The following is a 19,330-nucleotide window of genomic DNA, read 5'->3' as shown; positions in this document are numbered from 1 at the left end:
CAATCTTTACACCAATGTCCCGTAAATCGTCAGTAGCGCAATCACTACCACGACCACAAACGAGGTTTTCTTCGCCATTGAAACTGCTGCTTTCGGTGTCTCCACCTTATCGACATGCGGTTCACGCGCCAGAGAGAACTGCGCCAGACGCGTTAACACCTGATATTGCGAAGTATGGAAATCGGCCAGCGAAGCAAACCAGGCAGGTAACGCTTTCTCACCGTGGCCGATCAAGGCATAAACCACTCCCGCAAGGCGAACCGGCACCCAATCCGCGACATGAAGCACTGCATCAATCCCCGACTGTAAACGATGATGCGGCGTCTGGTAACGCGCCAGCCAGTATTGCCATGCGCGCAAAAACGCATACCCCATCAGCGTAACTGGCCCCCAACTTCCCCCCACAATCAACCAGAACAGCGGTGCCAGGTAAAAACGAAAGTTAATCCACAGCAGTGCATTTTGCAGTTCCCGCAAGTATTCACGTTCATCGCAGCCTGCAGGGACGCCGTGAATCATAGTGAGTTCGCCAGCCATTGTGGAACGGGCATGGCTATCATTACGTGAAGCGGCTGCCAGATAAGCATGATAATGAAGACGAACTTTACCTGCGCCAATACACAGCAAACCAATCAGCAGCCACACCAGCAGCGTCGGAACGTTGAACAATAGCCCATGCAACGCGCGCAACAGCAAAAAAGTCCCCCCCATCGCAATAATGGTCATACCTAACGTGCGCCCGAGTGAAAAATGTTTCACCCGCCGAAAGAACGCTTCAAGGCGGTGATCAAGCTGCCAGTGCTCGCCCAACTTAAACAGGCGCTCAAAAATTAACACCAGTAAGGTTGTGAATAGCGTCATGTTGTCTCCTTGCTGACCAGCGCGCGAAACCGTGCCCAATCAAATGCAGGACCAGGATCGGTTTTACGATCCGGCGCAATATCGCAATGCCCCGTCATGTTATTAGCAATAGCTGGATAGCGATCAATCAGCGCCCGAGTGACCGCCGCCAGTTGCTGATACTGCGCATCGGTGTAAGCCAGCGTATCGGTGCCTTCCAGCTCAATCCCAATAGAAAAATCATTACAGCGTTCACGACCTTGATACTGAGAGACACCCGCGTGCCAGGCGCGTTTATCGAAAGGAACATACTGGACAATTTCACCATCACGGCGAATCAAACAGTGAGCGGAAACGCGCAAATGAGCTATCTCAGCAAAGAAGGGATGCGCCTGCGGATCAATAGTTCCGGTGAATAATGCGTCGATCCACGGGCCGCCAAACTCACCTGGCGGCAGGCTAATATTGTGCACCACCAGCAGAGTGGGAACTTCGTCATCCGGGCGACAATCGTAATGAGGCGAGGGAACGCGGCGCGCGCCGGTCAGCCACCCCTGTTCTAACAACATGCAGGATCTCCTTATATGTGGTGCTAATATCCGGTTCAGAGTAGCATGTTTCTACCTTATGATTCGTTAGCTATCTGGAGTTTTAACATGCCGCCTCGCCGCTATAACCCTGACACCCGACGTGACGAGCTGCTGGAACGCATTAATCTCGATATACCCGGCGCGGTGGCCCAGGCGCTGCGGGAAGATTTAGGCGGAACAGTCGATGCCAACAATGATATTACGGCAAAACTTTTACCGGAAAATTCTCGCTCTCATGCAACAGTAATCACCCGCGAGAATGGCGTATTTTGCGGCAAACGCTGGGTTGAAGAGGTGTTTATTCAACTGGCTGGTGACGATGTCACCATTATCTGGCATGTGGATGACGGTGATGTCATCAACGCCAATCAACTCCTTTTCGAACTTGAAGGCCCCTCCCGCGTGCTGTTAACGGGTGAACGCACGGCGCTCAATTTTGTACAAACCCTTTCTGGGGTTGCCAGTAAGGTTCGCCACTATGTCAAACTGCTGGAAGGCACCAACACGCAGTTGCTGGATACTCGCAAAACCTTGCCCGGTCTGCGTTCGGCTCTGAAATATGCGGTACTTTGCGGCGGCGGAGCGAATCACCGCCTGGGACTTTCTGACGCCTTCCTGATTAAAGAAAACCATATTATTGCCTCTGGCTCAGTACGTCAGGCGGTCGAAAAAGCGTCCTGGCTGCACCCGGATGCGCCAGTAGAAGTCGAAGTCGAGGATCTGGAAGAACTTGATGAAGCCCTGAAAGCAGGTGCCGATATCATCATGCTGGATAACTTCGAAACAGAACAAATGCGCGAAGCTGTCAAACGTACCAATGGTAAGGCGCTGCTGGAAGTTTCGGGTAACGTCACCGACAAAACTCTGCGCGAATTTGCCGAAACAGGCGTGGACTTTATCTCTGTCGGCGCACTGACCAAACACGTACAGGCACTCGACCTTTCAATGCGTTTTCGCTAATTGCTGACAGATTCATCCGCTCCGTAGCGAGCGGATGAATCTTACCTTCTCCAACTTTCTTCGTAACGCCTCGCAAATATCTTGTCTTTCACTGCAACATAATAAAAAACCTCGGAACCCGCCTTCCCGTTTCGTTTTTTGCCCCTCGCCTGTGCCGATGGCGTTTGCCAAAGTAGCGCCAACGAAATCAAGGAGCGAAACAGATGGACAAACAACGCGGCTTTACACTCATCGAACTAATGGTAGTTATTGGCATTATTGCCATTTTAAGCGCCATTGGTATTCCCGCTTATCAGAACTACCTGCGCAAAGCAGCGCTCACCGACATGCTGCAAACCTTTGTGCCTTACCGCACCGCCGTAGAATTATGCGCACTGGAGCATGGCGGATTAGATACCTGCGACGGCGGCAGTAACGGCATCCCCTCGCCCACCACCACTCGCTATGTCTCTGCTATGAGTGTGGCAAAAGGCGTGGTGTCGCTGACAGGACAAGAGAGCCTCAATGGGTTAAGCGTCATCATGACACCAGGTTGGGATAACGCCAACGGCGTCACCGGCTGGACGCGCAACTGCAATATTCAAAGTGACAGCGCGTTGCAGCAAGCCTGCGAAGATGTCTTCCGCTTTGATGACGCCAACTAAGGAGCGGCAATGAATATTTCACAGCTCACCGCTCTGTGCCTGCGTTACCAGGGCGTCTTGCTGGATGCCAGCGAAGAGGTGGTTCATGTTGCGGTGGTCGATGCGCCCTCACATGAGTTACTTGACGCTTTGCATTTCGCTACTACCAAACGCATTGAGATCACCTGCTGGACGCGCCAGCAGATGGAAGGCCACGCCAGCCGGTCACAACATAGGTTGCCCGTAGCAGCCCCGGAAAAATATCAGCCCAAAACAGAATTGCTGACTCAAACGTTACAATCTGCACTCGAACAACGCGCTTCTGATATTCATATCGAACCAGCGGACAATAGCTACCGCATCCGCTTACGCATCGACGGCGTGTTGCATCCTTTACCAGATGTTCCACTGGATGCCGGAATAGCATTAACCGCCAGATTAAAAGTGCTGGGAAGCCTGGATATTGCGGAACATCGCCTGCCGCAGGATGGGCAATTCACTGTCGAACTGGCGGATAACACAGTCTCATTTCGCATTGCTACCTTGCCATGTCGGGGCGGTGAAAAAGTGGTATTGCGGCTGTTACAGCAGGTGGACCAGGCGCTGGATGTCAACACGCTGGGAATGCAGCAGTTACAACTGGCGGACTTTGCTCATGCCCTACAGCAACCACAAGGGCTGGTGTTGGTTACCGGTCCTACCGGTAGCGGTAAAACGGTCACACTTTATAGCGCTCTGCAAACGCTGAATACCGCCGATATTAATATTTGCAGCGTCGAAGATCCGGTGGAGATCCCCATCGCAGGGCTTAACCAGACGCAAATCCATCCGCGTGCTGGTCTTACCTTTCAGGGGGTTTTGCGTGCGTTATTACGTCAGGATCCCGATGTCATCATGATCGGAGAGATCCGTGATGGTGAAACGGCAGAAATTGCCATTAAAGCCGCACAAACGGGTCACCTGGTGTTGTCCACGCTACACACCAACTCTACCTGCGAAACACTGGTGCGTTTACAGCAAATGGGTGTTGCCCGCTGGATGCTCTCATCAGCACTCACGCTGGTGGTAGCCCAACGTCTGGTTCGCAAACTTTGCCCGCATTGTCGCCTGCAGCAAGGGGAAGCAATCCGCCTTCCAGGCAATTTATGGTCATCGTCGTTGCCCCGCTGGCAAGCACCTGGTTGTAAACATTGCTACCACGGTTTTTATGGCCGCACGGCCTTATTTGAAGTTCTGCCCATAACACCTGTCATACGCCAGCTCATTTCCGCTAATACCGACGTTGAATCGCTGGAAGCGCACGCCCGACAAACAGGAATGCACACGCTTTTTGAAAATGGCTGCCTGGCCGTGGAACAAGGTTTAACCACCTTTGAAGAGTTAATCCGCGTATTGGGGATGCCACATGGCGAGTAAGCAACTCTGGCGCTGGCATGGCATAACCGGCGACGGCAATGCGCAAGATGGAGTACTGTGGGCAGAGAGCCGTTCTTTGCTACTTATCGCACTACAGCAACAAGCCGTTACCCCACTGCACCTGAAGCGGATATCTATTAATTCAGCCCAGTGGCACGCAGACAAAAGCGCGGAAGTCATTCATCAACTGGCAACATTACTCAAAGCCGGACTAACCCTTTCGGAAGGATTAGCCCTATTGGCGGAGCAACATCCGAGCAGGCAATGGCAGGCGTTATTGCAATCGCTGGCACACGATCTCGAACAGGGTATTGCCTTTTCCAATGCCTTATTGCCCTGGTCAGAGGTTTTTCCGCCGCTTTATCAGGCGATGATCCGCACAGGTGAACTGACCGGTAAGCTGGATGAATGCTGCTTTGAACTGGCTCGTCAGCAAAAAGCCCAGCGCCAGTTAGCCGACAAAGTGAAATCAGCATTGCGTTATCCCATTATCATTTTAGTGATGGCGATAACGGTAGTTGTAGCAATGCTGCATTTTGTTCTGCCCGAGTTTGCCGCTATCTATAAAACCTTTAACACCCCGCTACCGACACTTACACAGGGGATCATGACGCTGGCAGATTTCAGCGGTGAGTGGGGCTGGCTGCTGCTGTTGTTCGGCTTACTGCTGGCAATAGCCAATAAGTTGCTGATGCGCCGCCCGACCTGGCTTATCGTGAGGCAGAAATCGCTGTTACGCATCCCAATTATGGGTTCACTAATGCGGGGACAAAAGCTCACGCAGATCTTTACGATTCTGGCGCTGACACAAAGTGCAGGTATTACTTTTTTGCAAGGGGTAGAGAGCGTCAAAGAGACAATGGGCTGCCCGTACTGGGCACAACTTCTGACACAAATCCAGCACGATATCAGCAACGGTCAGCCCATCTGGCTGGCGTTAAAAAATGCCGGTGAGTTTAGCCCGCTCTGTTTGCAGTTAGTGAGAACGGGAGAAGCATCCGGGTCGCTGGATCTCATGCTGGAGAATCTCGCCCACCATCATCGGGATAACACGTTGGCGCTGGCAGATAATCTTGCTGCTTTACTGGAACCGGCCTTACTGGTCATTACCGGAGGAATTATCGGCACGCTGGTGGTGGCAATGTATTTGCCAATTTTCCATCTGGGCGACGCGATGAGTGGGATGGGATAACGCTGGCGCAGTGATCCACGCCAGCATTGGGAGATTACAGGTTATTGAAGATGCGGTTTTCTTGTTCCAGTACGCGGATAAACGTGGTGCGCTTGGTCAGTTCTTTCAGGCGAGAAGCCCCAACATATGTACAAGCTGAACGCAGGCCACCCAAAATATCACGCGCGGTGTTTTCAACTGGGCCACGCAGCGGCAGCTTAACGGTTTTACCTTCCGCTGCACGATATTCTGCAACGCCGCCAACGTGACGTTTCATCGCAGACTCGGAGCTCATACCGTAGAACAACATAAATTTTTCGCCGTTCTCTTCGACGATACGACCGCCGCTCTCTTCGTGACCCGCCAGCATACCGCCGAGCATCACGAAATCAGCACCGCCACCAAAGGCTTTAGCTACATCGCCCGGCGTGGTGCAACCGCCATCGCTGACGATCATCCCGCCCAGACCGTGCGCGGCATCAGCGCATTCGATTACTGCAGAAAGCTGCGGGTAACCGACGCCCGTCTTGACGCGAGTCGTACAAACAGAACCTGGGCCAATGCCAACTTTAACGATATCGGCACCGGAGAGGATAAGCTCCTCACACATTTCACCTGTCACTACGTTGCCAGCACAAATGGTTTTGGTCGGCCACGCTTCACGCGCTTTCGCAACGAACTGTACGAAGTGCTCGGAATAACCATTCGCCACGTCAATACAAACGAAGTTTAATGCCGGGTTCAGGTCGAGAATCTGTTTAGTTTTTTCGAAATCCGCATCTGACGTGCCGGTAGAAACCATCACATGTTTCAGCACATCAGCGGAAGAATTGTTGATAAACGCTTGCCACTCGTCAACAGAGTAATGTTTATGTACAGCAGTCAGAATATCGAAAGAAGCCAATGCCGTAGCCATGGTAAAAGTGCCTACGGTATCCATATTTGCGGCGATAATCGGCACGCCGGACCAGCTCTGACCTGAATGTTTGAAGGTGAATTGACGTTCCAGTTCAACATCGGAACGGCTTTTAAGAGTGGAGCGTTTAGGACGGATGAGAACGTCTTTAAAACCTAACTTCAGATCTTCTTCAATACGCATGTGCGGATTCCTGGGGTTAATGGCTATAAGGGTAAGAGCACAACTCCAGTGACGCTATCATACGCACTAATCTATGTGGCGCAAGACTGCGAAATTGTCTTTTTTTACGCTACAATCCCATAAATTTACCTGGTAAATAATGGGCGAACGTTTCATTAATCCCGCTTTCGCGTGCTCATTTTTAATGTTTTGATAATCATGATGAATTCCCGGGAATATAAAATATGAGGTATACGGTTGCCTTAACGGGTGGCATTGGCAGTGGCAAGAGTACCGTTGCAAATGCGTTTGCTGACCTCGGAATTAACGTCATTGATGCCGATATTATTGCGCGTCAGGTAGTTGAACCGGGTAGACCTGCACTGCGTGCCATTGCTGAACATTTCGGCGCTGATATGATTGCTGCTGATGGAACATTGCAGCGCCGGGCCTTACGCGAGCGGATCTTCGCCAACCCGGAAGAGAAAAACTGGCTTAATGCCCTGCTACATCCGTTGATTCAGCAGGAGACGCAACATCAGATCCAGCAAGCAACTTCCCCCTATGTACTTTGGGTTGTGCCATTGCTGGTAGAAAACTCGCTGTATAAAAAAGCGAATCGTGTGCTGGTGGTGGATGTCAGCCCAGAAACGCAACTTAAGCGCACCATGCAGCGCGATGATGTTACTCGCGAACATGTCGAACAAATTCTTGCTGCCCAGGCAACGCGCGAAGCCCGCCTTGCCGTGGCAGATGACGTCATTGATAATAACGGCGCACCGGATGCTATTGCATCGGATGTTGCCCGCCTGCACGCAAATTACTTGCAGCTTGCGTCGCAGTTTGTCTCACAGGAAAAACCTTAATGCAGACCCAGGTCCTTTTTGAACATCCACTAAATGAAAAAATGCGTACATGGCTACGCATTGAGTTTTTGATTCAGCAACTCACTGTAAATTTACCCATCGTTGACTACGCTGGCGCTCTGCATTTCTTCCGTAATGTCAGTGACTTGCTGGATGTTTTCGAGCGTGGGGAAGTACGCACCGAATTGTTGAAAGAGCTTGACCGCCAGCAGCGTAAACTCCAGACCTGGATTGACGTGCCAGGCGTGGACCAGAGCCGTATTGAAGCATTAATTCAGCAGTTAAAAGCGGCGGGCAGCGTGCTGATTTCCGCACCGCGTATCGGGCAATTTCTGCGTGAAGATCGTCTGATTGCTTTAGTGCGCCAGCGTCTGAGCATACCCGGCGGTTGTTGTAGCTTTGATTTGCCAACTTTGCATATCTGGCTGCATTTACCCCAGGCGCAGCGCGACAGCCAGGTAGAAACCTGGATTGCCAGCCTGAATCCGCTCACCCAGGCACTTACCATGGTGTTAGATTTAATTCGCCAGTCGGCACCGTTTCGCAAACAAACCAGTCTGAACGGTTTCTATCAGGATAATGGCGAAGACGCTGATCTTCTACGGCTGAATCTGGCCCTTGATTCACAGCTTTATCCGCAAATTTCCGGTCATAAGAGTCGTTTTGCGATTCGTTTTATGCCGCTGGACAGTGAAAATGGTCTGGTGCCAGAGCGCCTGGATTTTGAACTGGCGTGCTGCTAAGGAGTTACGATGTCAGAAACTATTACGGTGAACTGCCCAACTTGCGGGAAAACGGTGGTATGGGGTGAAATCAGCCCGTTTCGGCCATTTTGTTGCAAACGTTGTCAGTTGATCGACCTCGGAGAATGGGCTGCTGAAGAAAAACGCATCCCCAGCAGCGGCGATCTGTCCGAAAGCGATGACTGGAGCGAAGAGCTGAAGTAATTGGGTGTAAGAGGTGAGGCATTGTCGGATGCGGTGTAAACGCCTTATCCGACCTGCAAGATCTTGCATATCAACGGATTACAAAATCCTGCAGGCCTGATAAGACGCGCCTGCGTCGCATCAGGCATCAGGGCAAATGTCGGATGCGGCGTGAACGCCTTATTTGACCTACAGGCGCTTAAGCTTCGCAATTACCGGTTCATTGGCTGGCGGAAAATCTTCTGCATTGAGGCTGGCCAGCGCCATCCACTCACCAGGTTGCCCTTCTTTTCCCCACGGTTCCCCTTCCCAGCCTTCGACCAGCCAGAACCACAGTGTGATATGCCTGTCAGGGAACTGATATTCCAGCTTTTCAAACAGCGAAAAACGTTGTGGCGTAATCCCGACTTCTTCCTGAAGCTCCCGCACCACCGCCTGTTCTGGCGTTTCACGCGCTTCAATTTTACCGCCAGGAAACTCCAACTTATTCGCCATGTGCGCATCTGCGGCACGGCGGGTTATAAAGATTTCGTGGTTCTCGTTGCGAATAATACCTACCGCAATTTGCAGTTTTTTCATTGTCTTAAACCTATAAAAAAGGCGCAGATTTCTGCGCCTTTTGTCTTATTGATTAGCTTTTATTGCAGGCGACCATGGCACTGCTTGTATTTTTTACCGGAACCGCACGGGCAAGGATCGTTACGCCCAACTTTACGCTCGCCGGTTTGTGCAGCCAGCGCCGCTGCGGCTGCAGAGTCGTCATCCTGATGGCTAAGCTGCTGCATTTGCGCTAAACGCTCGGCTTCCATACGACGCTGTTGCTCCAGCTCTTCAACTTCTTCCGGCATACGAACCTGAACTTTGCTCAGCGTGCTAACCACTTCATATTTCAATGATTCCAGCATCGCCGCAAACATTGCGAAGGATTCACGTTTGTATTCCTGCTTCGGATCTTTCTGCGCGTAACCACGCAGGTGGATCCCCTGACGCAGGTAATCCATCGCCGCCAGGTGCTCTTTCCACAGGGAGTCCAGCGTTTGCAACATCACACCTTTCTCGAAGTGACGCATCATCTCGGCGCCAACCACTTCTTCTTTACGCTGATACACTTCGATGGACTGCGCCAGAATACGCTCACGCAGCGTCTCTTCATGCAGCTCTGGCTCTTTGTCCAGCCACTCGGCAATCGGCATATCGAGATCGAAATCGTTTTTCAGACGCTCTTGCAGCCCAGGAATGTCCCACATTTCTTCCAGTGATTGTGGTGGAATGTAGGCATCGATGGTCGCTTTGAACACATCTTCACGAATGCTGTTGATGGTTTCGCTCACATCGCTGACATCCAGCAGTTCGTTACGCTGGGAGTAAATGGCGCGACGCTGATCGTTAGCTACGTCATCGTATTCCAGCAACTGTTTACGAATGTCGAAGTTACGGCTTTCAACTTTACGCTGGGCGTTGGCAATTGCTTTGGTTACCCAAGGGTGTTCAATCGCTTCACCAGGTTTCATACCCAGTTTACGCATCATGCCGGAAACACGGTCGGAGGCAAAAATACGCATCAGCGCATCTTCCATCGACAGGTAGAAACGGGAAGAACCGGCATCGCCCTGGCGACCCGAACGGCCACGCAACTGGTTATCGATACGACGAGATTCGTGACGTTCTGTACCGATGATATGCAAACCACCTGCTGCCAGAACCGCGTCGTGGCGTACCTGCCAGTCAGCTTTAATTTTTTCAATTTGCTCTGCGGTCGGGTTTTCCAGCGCGGCAACTTCTGCCTGCCAGCTACCGCCGAGCACAATGTCAGTACCACGACCCGCCATGTTGGTCGCGATAGTCACAGCCGCCGGATAACCCGCCTGGGCAACAATCGCAGCTTCGTTGGCGTGGAATTTGGCGTTCAGAACGTTATGCTTGATACCCGCTTTGGTCAGCTCGTTTGATACCAGTTCTGATTTTTCGATGGAGATAGTACCAACCAGCACCGGCTGGCCTTTCGCGGTACGCTCTTTGATATCTTCAATGATCGCCTGGATTTTTTCCGCTTCGGTCATGTAGACCAGATCCGGCAGATCTTTACGAATCATCGGACGGTTAGTCGGAACGACGACGGTATCCAGCTTGTAGATTGAGCTAAATTCGAATGCTTCGGTATCAGCCGTACCGGTCATCCCCGCCAGTTTTTCATACAAACGGAAGTAGTTCTGGAAGGTGATAGAAGCCAGCGTCTGGTTTTCGTTCTGGATCTGCACACCTTCTTTCGCTTCCACAGCCTGGTGCAGGCCATCGGACCAGCGACGCCCTTGCATGGTACGACCGGTATGTTCGTCAACGATGATAACTTCACCATCTTTAACGATGTAATCGACGTCGCGGGTAAATAGCGCGTGGGCACGCAGCGCCGCCGTTACGTGGTGCATCAGCATGATATTAGCCGGAGAATACAACGACTCGCCTTCGGCCATGATCCCTTCTTTCACCAACAGCTCTTCAATCAGCACCAAACCACGTTCGGTCAGATTCACCTGACGAGATTTTTCATCAACCGAGAAGTGACCTTCGCCCTGGAAGGTTTCAGAGTCTTCTTTTTCCTGGCGGATCAGGTGTGGAATGATTTTGTTGACGCGCTTATACATTTCCGAACTGTCTTCTGCCGGACCAGAAATGATCAGCGGTGTACGCGCTTCATCGATCAGGATGGAGTCCACTTCGTCCACCAGCGCATAGTGCAGTTTACGCTGTACACGCTCTTCTGGGCTGAACGCCATGTTGTCGCGCAGGTAGTCGAAACCGTACTCGTTGTTAGTACCGTAAGTAATGTCGGCCGCATAGGCTTCACGTTTCGCTGGCGCAGGCATGCCCGGTAGGTTGATGCCGACGGTCATACCGAGGAATTCAAACAGCGGACGGTTGTTTTCGGCGTCACGCTGCGCCAGGTAATCGTTGACGGTAACAACGTGCACGCCCTTACCGGTTAATGCGTTCAGGTAAGCAGGCAGCGTTGCGGTCAGTGTTTTACCTTCACCAGTACGCATTTCCGCGATACAGCGTTCATTAAGAACCATGCCGCCGAGCAACTGAACGTCGAAGTGACGCATCCCAAAGACACGCTTACTTGCTTCACGCACAACGGCAAAGGCTTCCGGGATCAGGTTTTCCAGCACTTCGCCTTTTTCCAGACGTGCGCGAAACTCTGCAGTTTTTCCCTTCAGTTCTTCGTCGGAGAGTTTTTCCATCTCCGGTTCCATGGCATTGATGAGGTTGACGACTTTGCGCATCCGGCGCAGGGTGCGGTCGTTACGGCTACCGAAAACTTTTGTTAATAATTTGATTAGCATAATAAAATCTCAAACGCCCCGCAGTGCGGAGTTAATAAAATGAAATAAAGGTTTTGTCGTTATTAGCTAAGGCGTTGAGGGCCAGCACGGATACCTTGCGCCTGGCTGATCCAGACGGGCGTGCTGAATGCTGCTTGCGGAGTAAAATGCGCATAATCAATGCGATAACCATTTTCAGGCGGCGTGCCTTCCTGGGTCAGCAGCGCGCTGAGCGTATCCAGTAAAGCAAGATGTTGCGCCTGAAACGGTAAAGACTCTTCAGCAACGGGCAGCGTTTGCGGTGCCATTGCGAAGGAAAGATGACGGATTACCGTGCGAATTGCGTGTTGATGCCAGTAATCAACGGAATAGTTCGAGTTTGGGCGGCGCGTATTCGCTTCCAACAAGGCCAACTGACTAAAGTTAACTTTGGCGGAAGGCTCGTGGTTGCGGGTTGTCGCTTTTGCGGGCGCATTTGGTTCGGCGGCGTTGCTGAGCGCAGGCAAACCTAAACTCGCCGCGACCATCCCTAATAAGAGATGCGGCCAGAAGTAGCGTTTACCAAACTGTCGCCAGCGCGTCAGTATTCCACTCACGTTATTGCCATCCCAATCGTATTCAAACGTTTTTAGCGCACAAATCTTATCATTAAAGGCCGAAGTCCACAGCAGGAATGAAGATAAGTTGTGCGTAAAAGTGCTTAAGAAAACAGCGTTCGCACCGTTTCTTACGGCCCTGATAACAACTCAAAAAAAACGACTGGTTCACCTGGCCGGAGAGAGTGCCAGATTTGCCAGTCGAATTTTATACGACAGTATAAATGTCGTTATGCCAGTACCGTCGAAGGCGCTTTGAAGGCCAACGGCAGTTCTGCGTCGTCCTGGAAGGTCACATATTCCCAGGCTTCCTGTTTTGCCAGGACAGCCTGCAACAGTTTGTTATTCAGTGCATGACCGGATTTATAGGCGGTAAATGCACCAATAATATTGTGACCACACATGAACAAGTCACCGATCGCGTCAAGCATTTTGTGACGCACAAATTCGTCTTCAAAACGCAAACCGTCTTCGTTCAGTACGCGATAATCGTCAACAACGATGGCACAATCGAAGCTGCCGCCCAGGCACAAACCACGAGACTGCAGATATTCAATATCGCGCATGAAACCGAATGTACGCGCACGGCTGATCTGACGCATAAATGCATCAGCAGAGAAGTTCATCGCATAGCGTTGATTGCTGGAATCGATAGCCGGATGGTTGAAATCGATGGTGAAATCCAGCGAAAAACCATTATATGGCTTAAATTCAGCCCACTTATCGCCATCTTCGACACGAACAGTCTCTTTGATGCGAACAAATTTCTTGGCGCAGTTGAGTTCGTCGATACCAGCATCAAGCAGCAGGTAAACAAACGGAGCAGCGCTGCCGTCCATAATCGGGATTTCCGGTGCGTTAACTTCGATAACGATGTTATCGATGCCTAAGCCCGCGAGCGCAGCGTTCAAGTGCTCAACGGTTGAAATCCGTACATCATGCTCGTTGACCAGACACGTACAGAGCATGGTATCACGCACAGATTTGGCATCGGCCGGGAAATCTACCGGTGGATTCAAGTCGGTGCGACGATAGATGACCCCGGTGTTGGCCGGCGCAGGGCGTAACGTCAGGGTGACTTTCTTGCCGGTATGTAAACCGACACCCGTCGCCTGAACGATACGTTTAAGTGTCCTTTGTTTGATCATCGTATTATCTCGCCAAATTATCTATCCAACCGAAGTGTACTATACATTCGGCAGGCCAGTTTAGCACAAAGAGCCTCGTAACCCAAATTCCAGCTTATTCTTAGTCAGCTTGCTTACGCAAGAATGCAGGGATATCCAGATAATCAGGTTCTTTCGCGGTTTGCGGCGTATTGTCGTTCACCACTTTAGCGACCGGTTTCTGTTCCTGAGTCAGCGGTGCCATACCGTGCTGTTGGTAACGATCCATCACCGGCTGCTGAACTTGTTTATTGGTCACGAGAGTGATTTCAGGACGTTTGTCCATGCCGATGCCTGTTGCAACCACGGTTACACGCAGTTCATCGTTCATATCCGGGTCAAGAGATGTACCGATAACCACAGTCGCGTTATCCGAAGCAAATGCACGGATGGTGTTACCTACGGTTTCGAATTCATCCAGACGCAGGTCGAAGCCCGCCGTGATGTTAACCAGCACGCCGCGCGCGCCAGACAGGTCGATGTCTTCCAGCAGCGGAGAAGAGATAGCCATTTCAGCCGCTTCTTCCGCACGGTCTTCGCCGCTTGCCACACCAGAACCCATCATCGCGTAGCCCATTTCAGACATCACGGTACGAACGTCTGCAAAGTCGACGTTCATCAGACCCGGACGAGTAATCAGTTCAGCGATACCCTGAACAGCACCTTTCAGCACATCATTCGCTGCGCCAAACGCATCAAGCAGGGAAATACCGCGACCGAGCACCTTCAGCAGTTTATCGTTCGGGATGGTAATCAGTGAGTCCACATGCTTGGACAATTCAGTGATCCCCTGCTCCGCGAAGGCCATACGCTTCTTGCCTTCAAAGTTGAAAGGCTTAGTCACGACAGCAACGGTCAGGATCCCCAAATCTTTTGCAACTTCAGCAACGACCGGCGCAGCACCTGTACCAGTACCGCCCCCCATACCTGCTGCAATAAATACCATGTCTGCACCTTCCAGCGCCGCACGCAGTGCATCGCGATCCTCATCAGCCGCATTACGGCCAACTTCTGGATTAGCGCCAGCTCCCAGTCCTTTGGTTATACCACTACCGATCTGAATCGTCTGCCCAACCGCTGTTTTACGCAGCGCCTGTGCATCGGTATTTACCGCGAAGAATTCAACACCTTCAATGCGCTCACGCACCATGTGCTCAACAGCATTACCGCCGCCGCCGCCGACGCCGATGACTTTAATCACCGCGTCGTTGGTAAGTTCCATTGGTTCAAACATAGTTTCTCTCCGATATGTGCCTGTCGCCTGAGGCCGTAATCACCGTCGACCTCATAAAAATTAAAACTCTTTTCGCAGCCAACTATTGAGTCGCTTGATCCACGAGCCAACTGATGCTGTAACACGTTTTTCTACTTCCGCTTCACCGTTAAGATGTGACTCTTTCCCGTAGTGAAGCAATCCCACAGCCGTCGAGTAATACGGCTCCTGAGCATAATCAGTTAAACCAGTGATATTCAGCGGCGCGCCAATACGCACCTGCGTATGAAACACTCGCTGAGCGCAGGCGGCAAGACCTTCGATCTGCGCCGCGCCACCGGTTAATACAATGCCCGCCGCCAGGTGATGTTTCACACCTTGTTGGCGAAGCTTTTCCTGCAACTGCAATATCTCTTCGTTGACCAGATTGAGCAGCTCGGTATACCGTGGCTCAATCACCTCCGCCAGCGTCTGACGTTGCAGACTACGCGGTGGTCGCCCACCTACGCTCGGCACTTCCACACTCTCATCTTTACCAACGATGGAGCCTAACGCGCAGCCATGGCGAACTTTAATCGCTTCGGCGTCGCTTGGCGGCGTGCCAAAGGCATAGGCGATATCACTGGTCACCACATTGCCAGCATAAGGAATTACCTTGGTGTGGCGCAATGCCCCACCGGTATAAACGGCGATATCCATTGTACCACCACCGATATCGACGACGCAGACTCCCAATTCACGTTCGTCTTCCGTCAATACCGAATAACTTGATGCCAGTCCGGCAAATATCAGTTGGTCAACTTTCAGGCCACAACGTTCAACCGCTTTAACAATGTTTTTCGCCATATCATTGTGACATGTGATCAGGTGCACTTTTGCCTGCATTCGCACGCCGGAAAGCCCCACCGGGTTCTTGATCCCTTCCTGATAGTCAATCGCGTACTCTTGCGGGATCACGTGCAACACACGATGTTCATCACGCACGCGCACCGATTTCGCGGTATGGACGACGTTTTCCACATCTTCTTGCGTCACTTCTTCTTCAGAAATGGGCACCATACCTATTTCATTCTGACAACTGATGTGCTTACCAGAAAGCGCCAGATATACTGAAGAGATCTGACAATCTGCCATCAATTCTGCCTGGTCAATAGCGCGTTGTACGCATTTGACCACGGATTCGAGGTCGTTAACCCCGCCTTTATCCATACCACGTGACGGGCAACTGCCCACACCAATGATATTGACCATACCGTCGGGCAGAACTTCCCCTACTAAAGCGGCAACCTTCGCGGTACCAATCTCCAGTCCTACTACCAGTTTTCTGTCCGTCGCCTTGATCATTGTTGTTCTGCCTGTGCCTGATTTTGTTGCTGAGTAGATTCCTCTGGCGGCAAGGGCGCCCAGCCTACTGCCGCACCAGAGTCATAACGCAAATCAACGTAGCTAATCCGTTTGCCATCGGTTTGCGCCTGCTGCTGTAAAACCGGATAAAGTTCTACAAAGCGAGCCAAACGTTTCATCGTATCGCCCCGGCCAAGGTTGAGCTTAATATCGTTATTCAGCGTCAACTGCCAGGAACGCCGCGCGGTCATCGCCGCTTCCTTCAGAGTAAATCTGTCCTTTGCCAGCATCTGCCCCATTTCGCGATAGCCCTGCAACACTTCATTTGCGCTGCCTTCCGGGCCATACAACATCGGGAGCACCTGCTTGCTGGTGCGATCTGGTGGCACGCTGAAGGTATTTCCTTCGGCGTCTACCATATGTTGATCATTCCACCGCGCAATCGGCACATATTCAACCAGATGAATCTTCAATTCATCAGGCCACTGCTTTCTGACGCTCACCTGCTTAATCCACGGCAGGCGTTGTTCTATTTGCGTCTGGATGATGTTGACATCCTGGGTCATAAAAGTACCCGGCTCACCCAACGCCAGGATCGACTGCCGGATATCGTCATTACGCGTGTAATGCCGTTCACCGGTCAACACCAGCTTTGAGAGCGGCAGGCGTTGCGCATCTTCCATCCAGCCCAACACGACCCAGCCGCTCACCAACACTGTCGTTAAAACCGTCAGCAGGAAAAGGATCCCCGCCAGACGTGTTCCATTATTGCGGCGAGAAGAAATCTCTTCCTCGCTGTTTCGCGTGTTCAGAGCAGCCTGCGACATATTAGTCCGCCAGTTCCAGAATTCGTACTACCAACTGCGAGAAGCTTAACCCCGCCTGACGCGCCGCCATCGGCACCAGACTATGGCTGGTCATACCCGGTGAGGTATTGGCTTCCAGCAGATAAAACTGTCCATCACTGTCCAGCATGACGTCAATACGCCCCCATCCTTTGCAGCCTAAAGTCGTCCATGCTTTCAGCACTAATGCCTGCAAATTGGCCTCTTGTGACACTTCCAGACCTGCGGGGCAGAAATACTGTGTCTCATCAGAGAGATACTTTGCCTCATAATCATAGAAGGTTCCGGCGGGTTGAATACGTATTGACGGTAAAATTTCTTCACCGAGTATCGCAACCGTGAACTCCGGCCCACTTAGCCATTTTTCAATCAATACTTCTTCATCGTGCTGAAATGCCAATCTTAATGCATCTTGTAGAGCATTTTCTGCTACTACTTTTGACATTCCAACGCTGGAACCTTCGCGACTCGGCTTGACAATAAGCGGCAAACCTAAGGCAGAAATTTCTGCTAACTGCTTATCACTAAGGCCTTTTTCAAATTCTGCGCGGGTTAATGCCACCCACGGCGCTACCGGTAAACCTGCTCCCTGCCACAGCAATTTGCTGCGTAGTTTATCCATTGAAAGCGCAGATGCCATCACCCCGCTGCCGGTATAAGGTAGCCCCATCAGCTCGAGCATGCCCTGCAATGTGCCGTCTTCACCGCCGCGCCCGTGCAGAGCGATAAATACTTTCTGAAAGCCCATCGCCTTCAGTTGCGTCACGTCGACTTCTTTCGGATCGACAGGATGCGCGTTGATACTGCCTTCACGCAGCCCGGCTAACACTGCAGCACCAGAATTCAAAGAAACTTCTCTCTCTGCGGAGTTCCCGCCCAACAGGACCGCGATTTTATCAGTCATGTTGCTCTTCCTCCGGAGTTTGCGGCTTCAGTTTGATTTCAGCTAAAGAACGAGCAATTTTTCCGATATTACCCGCCCCCTGCACAAGAATCAGGTCGTTACCAGTTAATACCGGTGCTAACATCTCGGCTACCTGCGCCGGATCAGGCACCAGAATGGGATCAATTTTCCCACGTCCACGAATTGTACGACACAACGAACGGCTGTCCGCTCCCGGAATCGGTGCTTCGCCAGCCGGATAAACGTCCAGCATCAATAAGGTATCGACCTGGGTCAGGACATTGGCAAAATCGTCATACAGATCACGAGTGCGGGTGAAACGGTGCGGCTGAAACAGCATCACCAGGTTTTTATCCGGCCAGCCAGCACGCGCCGCTTTAATCGTGGCATCCACTTCTGTCGGATGGTGGCCGTAGTCATCGACCAGCATTGCTGTACCGCTTTTACCGTTGACCGGCTCCAGCGGAAACTCACCGAGGAAATCAAAGCGACGACCGGTTCCCTGGAAGCTCTCCAGCGCACGCAGAATAGCGTCGTCGTCAATCCCCTCTTCCGTGGCGACCGCAACCGCAGCGGCAGCGTTCAGCGCATTATGACGGCCTGGCGCATTCAGAGTAACGCGCATCGGCTCTTTGTCCTGGCGCAGCAACGTAAAGTGCCCCTGCGGGCCAATCTGCTGATAATCTTCCACACGAACATCAGCATCTTCACTGAAACCATAAGTGGTAATCTGACGGCCAACGCGCGGTAACAACTCACGGATCACCGGGTCGTCAACACACATCACCGCACGTCCGTAAAACGGCAGGTTGTGCAGAAAATTAATAAAAGTCTGTTTTAAATTCTCGAAGTCACCCTGGTAGGTATCCATGTGATCGGCTTCGATATTGGTGACAATCGCCACCATCGGTTGCAGATGCAGGAACGATGCGTCGCTCTCATCCGCTTCGGCAATCAGGTAACGCCCGTGACCTAAACGTGCATGAACACCCGCCGCTTTTACCAGCCCACCGTTAACGAAGGTCGGGTCGAGGCCCGCTTCTGCGTAGATGCTGGAAACCATCGCGGTGGTGGTGGTTTTACCGTGTGTCCCGGCAATGGCGATGCCATGACGAAAACGCATTAACTCAGCCAGCATTTCCGCACGACGAATAACCGGAATACGCGCTTCATGGGCAGCAACAATCTCTGGGTTGTCAGCAGAAATCGCGCTGGAAACAACGACCACGCTGGCGTCACGCACGTTTTCCGGGCGATGGTTGAAGTAAATCGTCGCCCCCAGATTCATTAACTGCTGCGTGACCGGATTTGGCGCTAAATCGGAACCACTGATCTGATACCCTTCATTGGCCAGAACTTCGGCAATACCGCCCATACCGGCACCACCGATGCCGACAAAGTGTATGTGCCGAACGCGACGCATTTCGGGCACGATGGAACGCAGTTTTGCCAATTGTTGTGTATTCATT

20 protein-coding genes are annotated in these 19,330 nt (G+C 51.8%); 7 read left to right on the top strand and 13 right to left on the bottom strand.

All coding sequences use genetic code 11. The features are described from left to right. Positions 1–6 precede the first annotated feature (6 nt). On the bottom strand, positions 7–861 hold the full coding sequence (gene ampE, locus A1SC_RS02700) for a beta-lactamase regulator AmpE (RefSeq protein WP_016262870.1): 855 nt from the start codon (positions 859–861) through the stop codon (positions 7–9). Beyond that, positions 858–1,409: a 1,6-anhydro-N-acetylmuramyl-L-alanine amidase AmpD gene (gene ampD, locus A1SC_RS02705; protein WP_000923708.1), complete on the bottom strand. Its 552-nt coding sequence runs from the start codon at positions 1,407–1,409 to the stop codon at positions 858–860. The genes ampE and ampD overlap by 4 nt, the downstream gene beginning before the upstream one ends. 87 nt (positions 1,410–1,496) lie before the next feature. Here ampD and nadC point away from each other — a divergent pair, with 87 nt between their 5' ends. From nadC to hofC, 4 genes are all read left to right on the top strand, one after another. Then, positions 1,497–2,390: a carboxylating nicotinate-nucleotide diphosphorylase gene (gene nadC / locus A1SC_RS02710; RefSeq protein ID WP_001135155.1), complete on the top strand. Its 894-nt coding sequence runs from the start codon at positions 1,497–1,499 to the stop codon at positions 2,388–2,390. 203 nt (positions 2,391–2,593) lie between these two features. Continuing rightward, positions 2,594–3,034, top strand: coding sequence for a prepilin peptidase-dependent pilin (gene ppdD, locus A1SC_RS02715; protein WP_000360899.1), 441 nt, complete (start codon positions 2,594–2,596; stop codon positions 3,032–3,034). 9 nt (positions 3,035–3,043) lie between these two features. Further along, on the top strand, positions 3,044–4,429 hold the full coding sequence (gene gspE, locus A1SC_RS02720; protein WP_016262869.1) for a type II secretion system protein GspE: 1,386 nt from the start codon (positions 3,044–3,046) through the stop codon (positions 4,427–4,429). Next, positions 4,419–5,621: a protein transport protein HofC gene (gene hofC, locus A1SC_RS02725; protein WP_016262868.1), complete on the top strand. Its 1,203-nt coding sequence runs from the start codon at positions 4,419–4,421 to the stop codon at positions 5,619–5,621. The genes gspE and hofC overlap by 11 nt, the downstream gene beginning before the upstream one ends. A 34-nt stretch (positions 5,622–5,655) precedes the next feature. Here hofC and guaC read toward each other — a convergent pair whose 3' ends face one another. Continuing rightward, the gene (gene guaC, locus A1SC_RS02730) at positions 5,656–6,699 is read right to left on the bottom strand and encodes a GMP reductase (protein ID WP_016249612.1); all 1,044 of its coding nucleotides are present in this window, start codon (positions 6,697–6,699) and stop codon (positions 5,656–5,658) included. 155 nt (positions 6,700–6,854) lie between these two features. Then, on the bottom strand, positions 6,855–6,899 hold the full coding sequence (locus A1SC_RS25535; RefSeq protein ID WP_175419238.1) for a hypothetical protein: 45 nt from the start codon (positions 6,897–6,899) through the stop codon (positions 6,855–6,857). Positions 6,900–6,923: 24 nt separating this feature from the next. Between A1SC_RS25535 and coaE the strand changes: the two genes are divergently transcribed. From coaE to yacG, 3 genes are read left to right on the top strand one after another with little or no spacing between them, the layout of a single operon-like run. Further along, entirely contained in the window at positions 6,924–7,544 is a 621-nt protein-coding gene (gene coaE, locus A1SC_RS02735; RefSeq protein WP_001270922.1) for a dephospho-CoA kinase, read from the top strand. Further along, entirely contained in the window at positions 7,544–8,287 is a 744-nt protein-coding gene (zapD, locus tag A1SC_RS02740) for a cell division protein ZapD (protein WP_001194740.1), read from the top strand. The genes coaE and zapD overlap by 1 nt, the downstream gene beginning before the upstream one ends. A 9-nt stretch (positions 8,288–8,296) precedes the next feature. After that, positions 8,297–8,491 carry a DNA gyrase inhibitor YacG gene (gene yacG / locus A1SC_RS02745; RefSeq protein ID WP_000005032.1) on the top strand — a complete coding sequence of 65 codons (195 nt, stop codon included), beginning with the start codon at positions 8,297–8,299 and terminating at the stop codon, positions 8,489–8,491. Positions 8,492–8,659: 168 nt separating this feature from the next. Here yacG and mutT read toward each other — a convergent pair whose 3' ends face one another. The 9 genes from mutT to murC all read right to left on the bottom strand — a co-directional run bounded on the left by mutT (position 8,660) and on the right by murC (position 19,329). After that, positions 8,660–9,049, bottom strand: coding sequence for an 8-oxo-dGTP diphosphatase MutT (gene mutT, locus A1SC_RS02750; protein WP_016262867.1), 390 nt, complete (start codon positions 9,047–9,049; stop codon positions 8,660–8,662). 59 nt (positions 9,050–9,108) lie between these two features. Then, positions 9,109–11,814: a preprotein translocase subunit SecA gene (secA, locus tag A1SC_RS02755; RefSeq protein ID WP_000905806.1), complete on the bottom strand. Its 2,706-nt coding sequence runs from the start codon at positions 11,812–11,814 to the stop codon at positions 9,109–9,111. Between the two features lie 62 nt (positions 11,815–11,876). Further along, positions 11,877–12,389, bottom strand: a complete 513-nt coding sequence (secM, locus tag A1SC_RS02760) for a secA translation cis-regulator SecM (protein WP_000014327.1) — start codon at positions 12,387–12,389, stop codon at positions 11,877–11,879. A 230-nt stretch (positions 12,390–12,619) separates the two neighbouring features. Further along, positions 12,620–13,537, bottom strand: coding sequence for a UDP-3-O-acyl-N-acetylglucosamine deacetylase (gene lpxC / locus A1SC_RS02765; protein WP_000595484.1), 918 nt, complete (start codon positions 13,535–13,537; stop codon positions 12,620–12,622). Positions 13,538–13,637: 100 nt separating this feature from the next. Next, complete coding sequence (gene ftsZ / locus A1SC_RS02770) at positions 13,638–14,789, bottom strand: cell division protein FtsZ (protein ID WP_000462777.1); 1,152 nt, start codon at positions 14,787–14,789, stop codon at positions 13,638–13,640. Positions 14,790–14,849: 60 nt separating this feature from the next. Then, on the bottom strand, positions 14,850–16,112 hold the full coding sequence (gene ftsA, locus A1SC_RS02775; RefSeq protein ID WP_000588474.1) for a cell division protein FtsA: 1,263 nt from the start codon (positions 16,110–16,112) through the stop codon (positions 14,850–14,852). Further along, on the bottom strand, positions 16,109–16,939 hold the full coding sequence (gene ftsQ / locus A1SC_RS02780; RefSeq protein WP_000075732.1) for a cell division protein FtsQ: 831 nt from the start codon (positions 16,937–16,939) through the stop codon (positions 16,109–16,111). The genes ftsA and ftsQ overlap by 4 nt, the downstream gene beginning before the upstream one ends. Position 16,940: 1 nt before the next feature. Next, entirely contained in the window at positions 16,941–17,861 is a 921-nt protein-coding gene (gene ddlB, locus A1SC_RS02785; RefSeq protein WP_016262866.1) for a D-alanine--D-alanine ligase, read from the bottom strand. Then, the gene (murC, locus tag A1SC_RS02790) at positions 17,854–19,329 is read right to left on the bottom strand and encodes a UDP-N-acetylmuramate--L-alanine ligase (protein ID WP_001096039.1); all 1,476 of its coding nucleotides are present in this window, start codon (positions 19,327–19,329) and stop codon (positions 17,854–17,856) included. The genes ddlB and murC overlap by 8 nt, the downstream gene beginning before the upstream one ends. Between the last annotated feature and the right edge of the window lies 1 nt (position 19,330).

It is taken from the genome of Escherichia sp. KTE52, from assembly GCF_000408325.1.
Taxonomy (GTDB): Bacteria; Pseudomonadota; Gammaproteobacteria; order Enterobacterales; family Enterobacteriaceae; genus Escherichia; species Escherichia marmotae.
The sequence above is the reverse complement of the archived record's forward strand: the minus strand, read 5'-3'. Positions and strand labels throughout refer to the sequence as shown.

Excerpts from the sequence above, each read along its gene's own strand:
- ampE (WP_016262870.1), bottom strand. The coding sequence starts at position 861 with ATGACGCTATTCACAACCTTACTGGTGTTAATTTTTGAGCGCCTGTTT.
- ampD (WP_000923708.1), bottom strand. The coding sequence starts at position 1,409 with ATGTTGTTAGAACAGGGGTGGCTGACCGGCGCGCGCCGCGTTCCCTCG.
- nadC (WP_001135155.1), top strand. The coding sequence starts at position 1,497 with ATGCCGCCTCGCCGCTATAACCCTGACACCCGACGTGACGAGCTGCTG.
- ppdD (WP_000360899.1), top strand. The coding sequence starts at position 2,594 with ATGGACAAACAACGCGGCTTTACACTCATCGAACTAATGGTAGTTATT.
- gspE (WP_016262869.1), top strand. The coding sequence starts at position 3,044 with ATGAATATTTCACAGCTCACCGCTCTGTGCCTGCGTTACCAGGGCGTC.
- hofC (WP_016262868.1), top strand. The coding sequence starts at position 4,419 with ATGGCGAGTAAGCAACTCTGGCGCTGGCATGGCATAACCGGCGACGGC.
- guaC (WP_016249612.1), bottom strand. The coding sequence starts at position 6,699 with ATGCGTATTGAAGAAGATCTGAAGTTAGGTTTTAAAGACGTTCTCATC.
- coaE (WP_001270922.1), top strand. The coding sequence starts at position 6,924 with ATGAGGTATACGGTTGCCTTAACGGGTGGCATTGGCAGTGGCAAGAGT.
- zapD (WP_001194740.1), top strand. The coding sequence starts at position 7,544 with ATGCAGACCCAGGTCCTTTTTGAACATCCACTAAATGAAAAAATGCGT.
- yacG (WP_000005032.1), top strand. The coding sequence starts at position 8,297 with ATGTCAGAAACTATTACGGTGAACTGCCCAACTTGCGGGAAAACGGTG.
- mutT (WP_016262867.1), bottom strand. The coding sequence starts at position 9,049 with ATGAAAAAACTGCAAATTGCGGTAGGTATTATTCGCAACGAGAACCAC.
- secA (WP_000905806.1), bottom strand. The coding sequence starts at position 11,814 with ATGCTAATCAAATTATTAACAAAAGTTTTCGGTAGCCGTAACGACCGC.
- lpxC (WP_000595484.1), bottom strand. The coding sequence starts at position 13,537 with ATGATCAAACAAAGGACACTTAAACGTATCGTTCAGGCGACGGGTGTC.
- ftsZ (WP_000462777.1), bottom strand. The coding sequence starts at position 14,789 with ATGTTTGAACCAATGGAACTTACCAACGACGCGGTGATTAAAGTCATC.
- ftsA (WP_000588474.1), bottom strand. The coding sequence starts at position 16,112 with ATGATCAAGGCGACGGACAGAAAACTGGTAGTAGGACTGGAGATTGGT.
- ftsQ (WP_000075732.1), bottom strand. The coding sequence starts at position 16,939 with ATGTCGCAGGCTGCTCTGAACACGCGAAACAGCGAGGAAGAGATTTCT.
- ddlB (WP_016262866.1), bottom strand. The coding sequence starts at position 17,861 with ATGACTGATAAAATCGCGGTCCTGTTGGGCGGGAACTCCGCAGAGAGA.
- murC (WP_001096039.1), bottom strand. The coding sequence starts at position 19,329 with ATGAATACACAACAATTGGCAAAACTGCGTTCCATCGTGCCCGAAATG.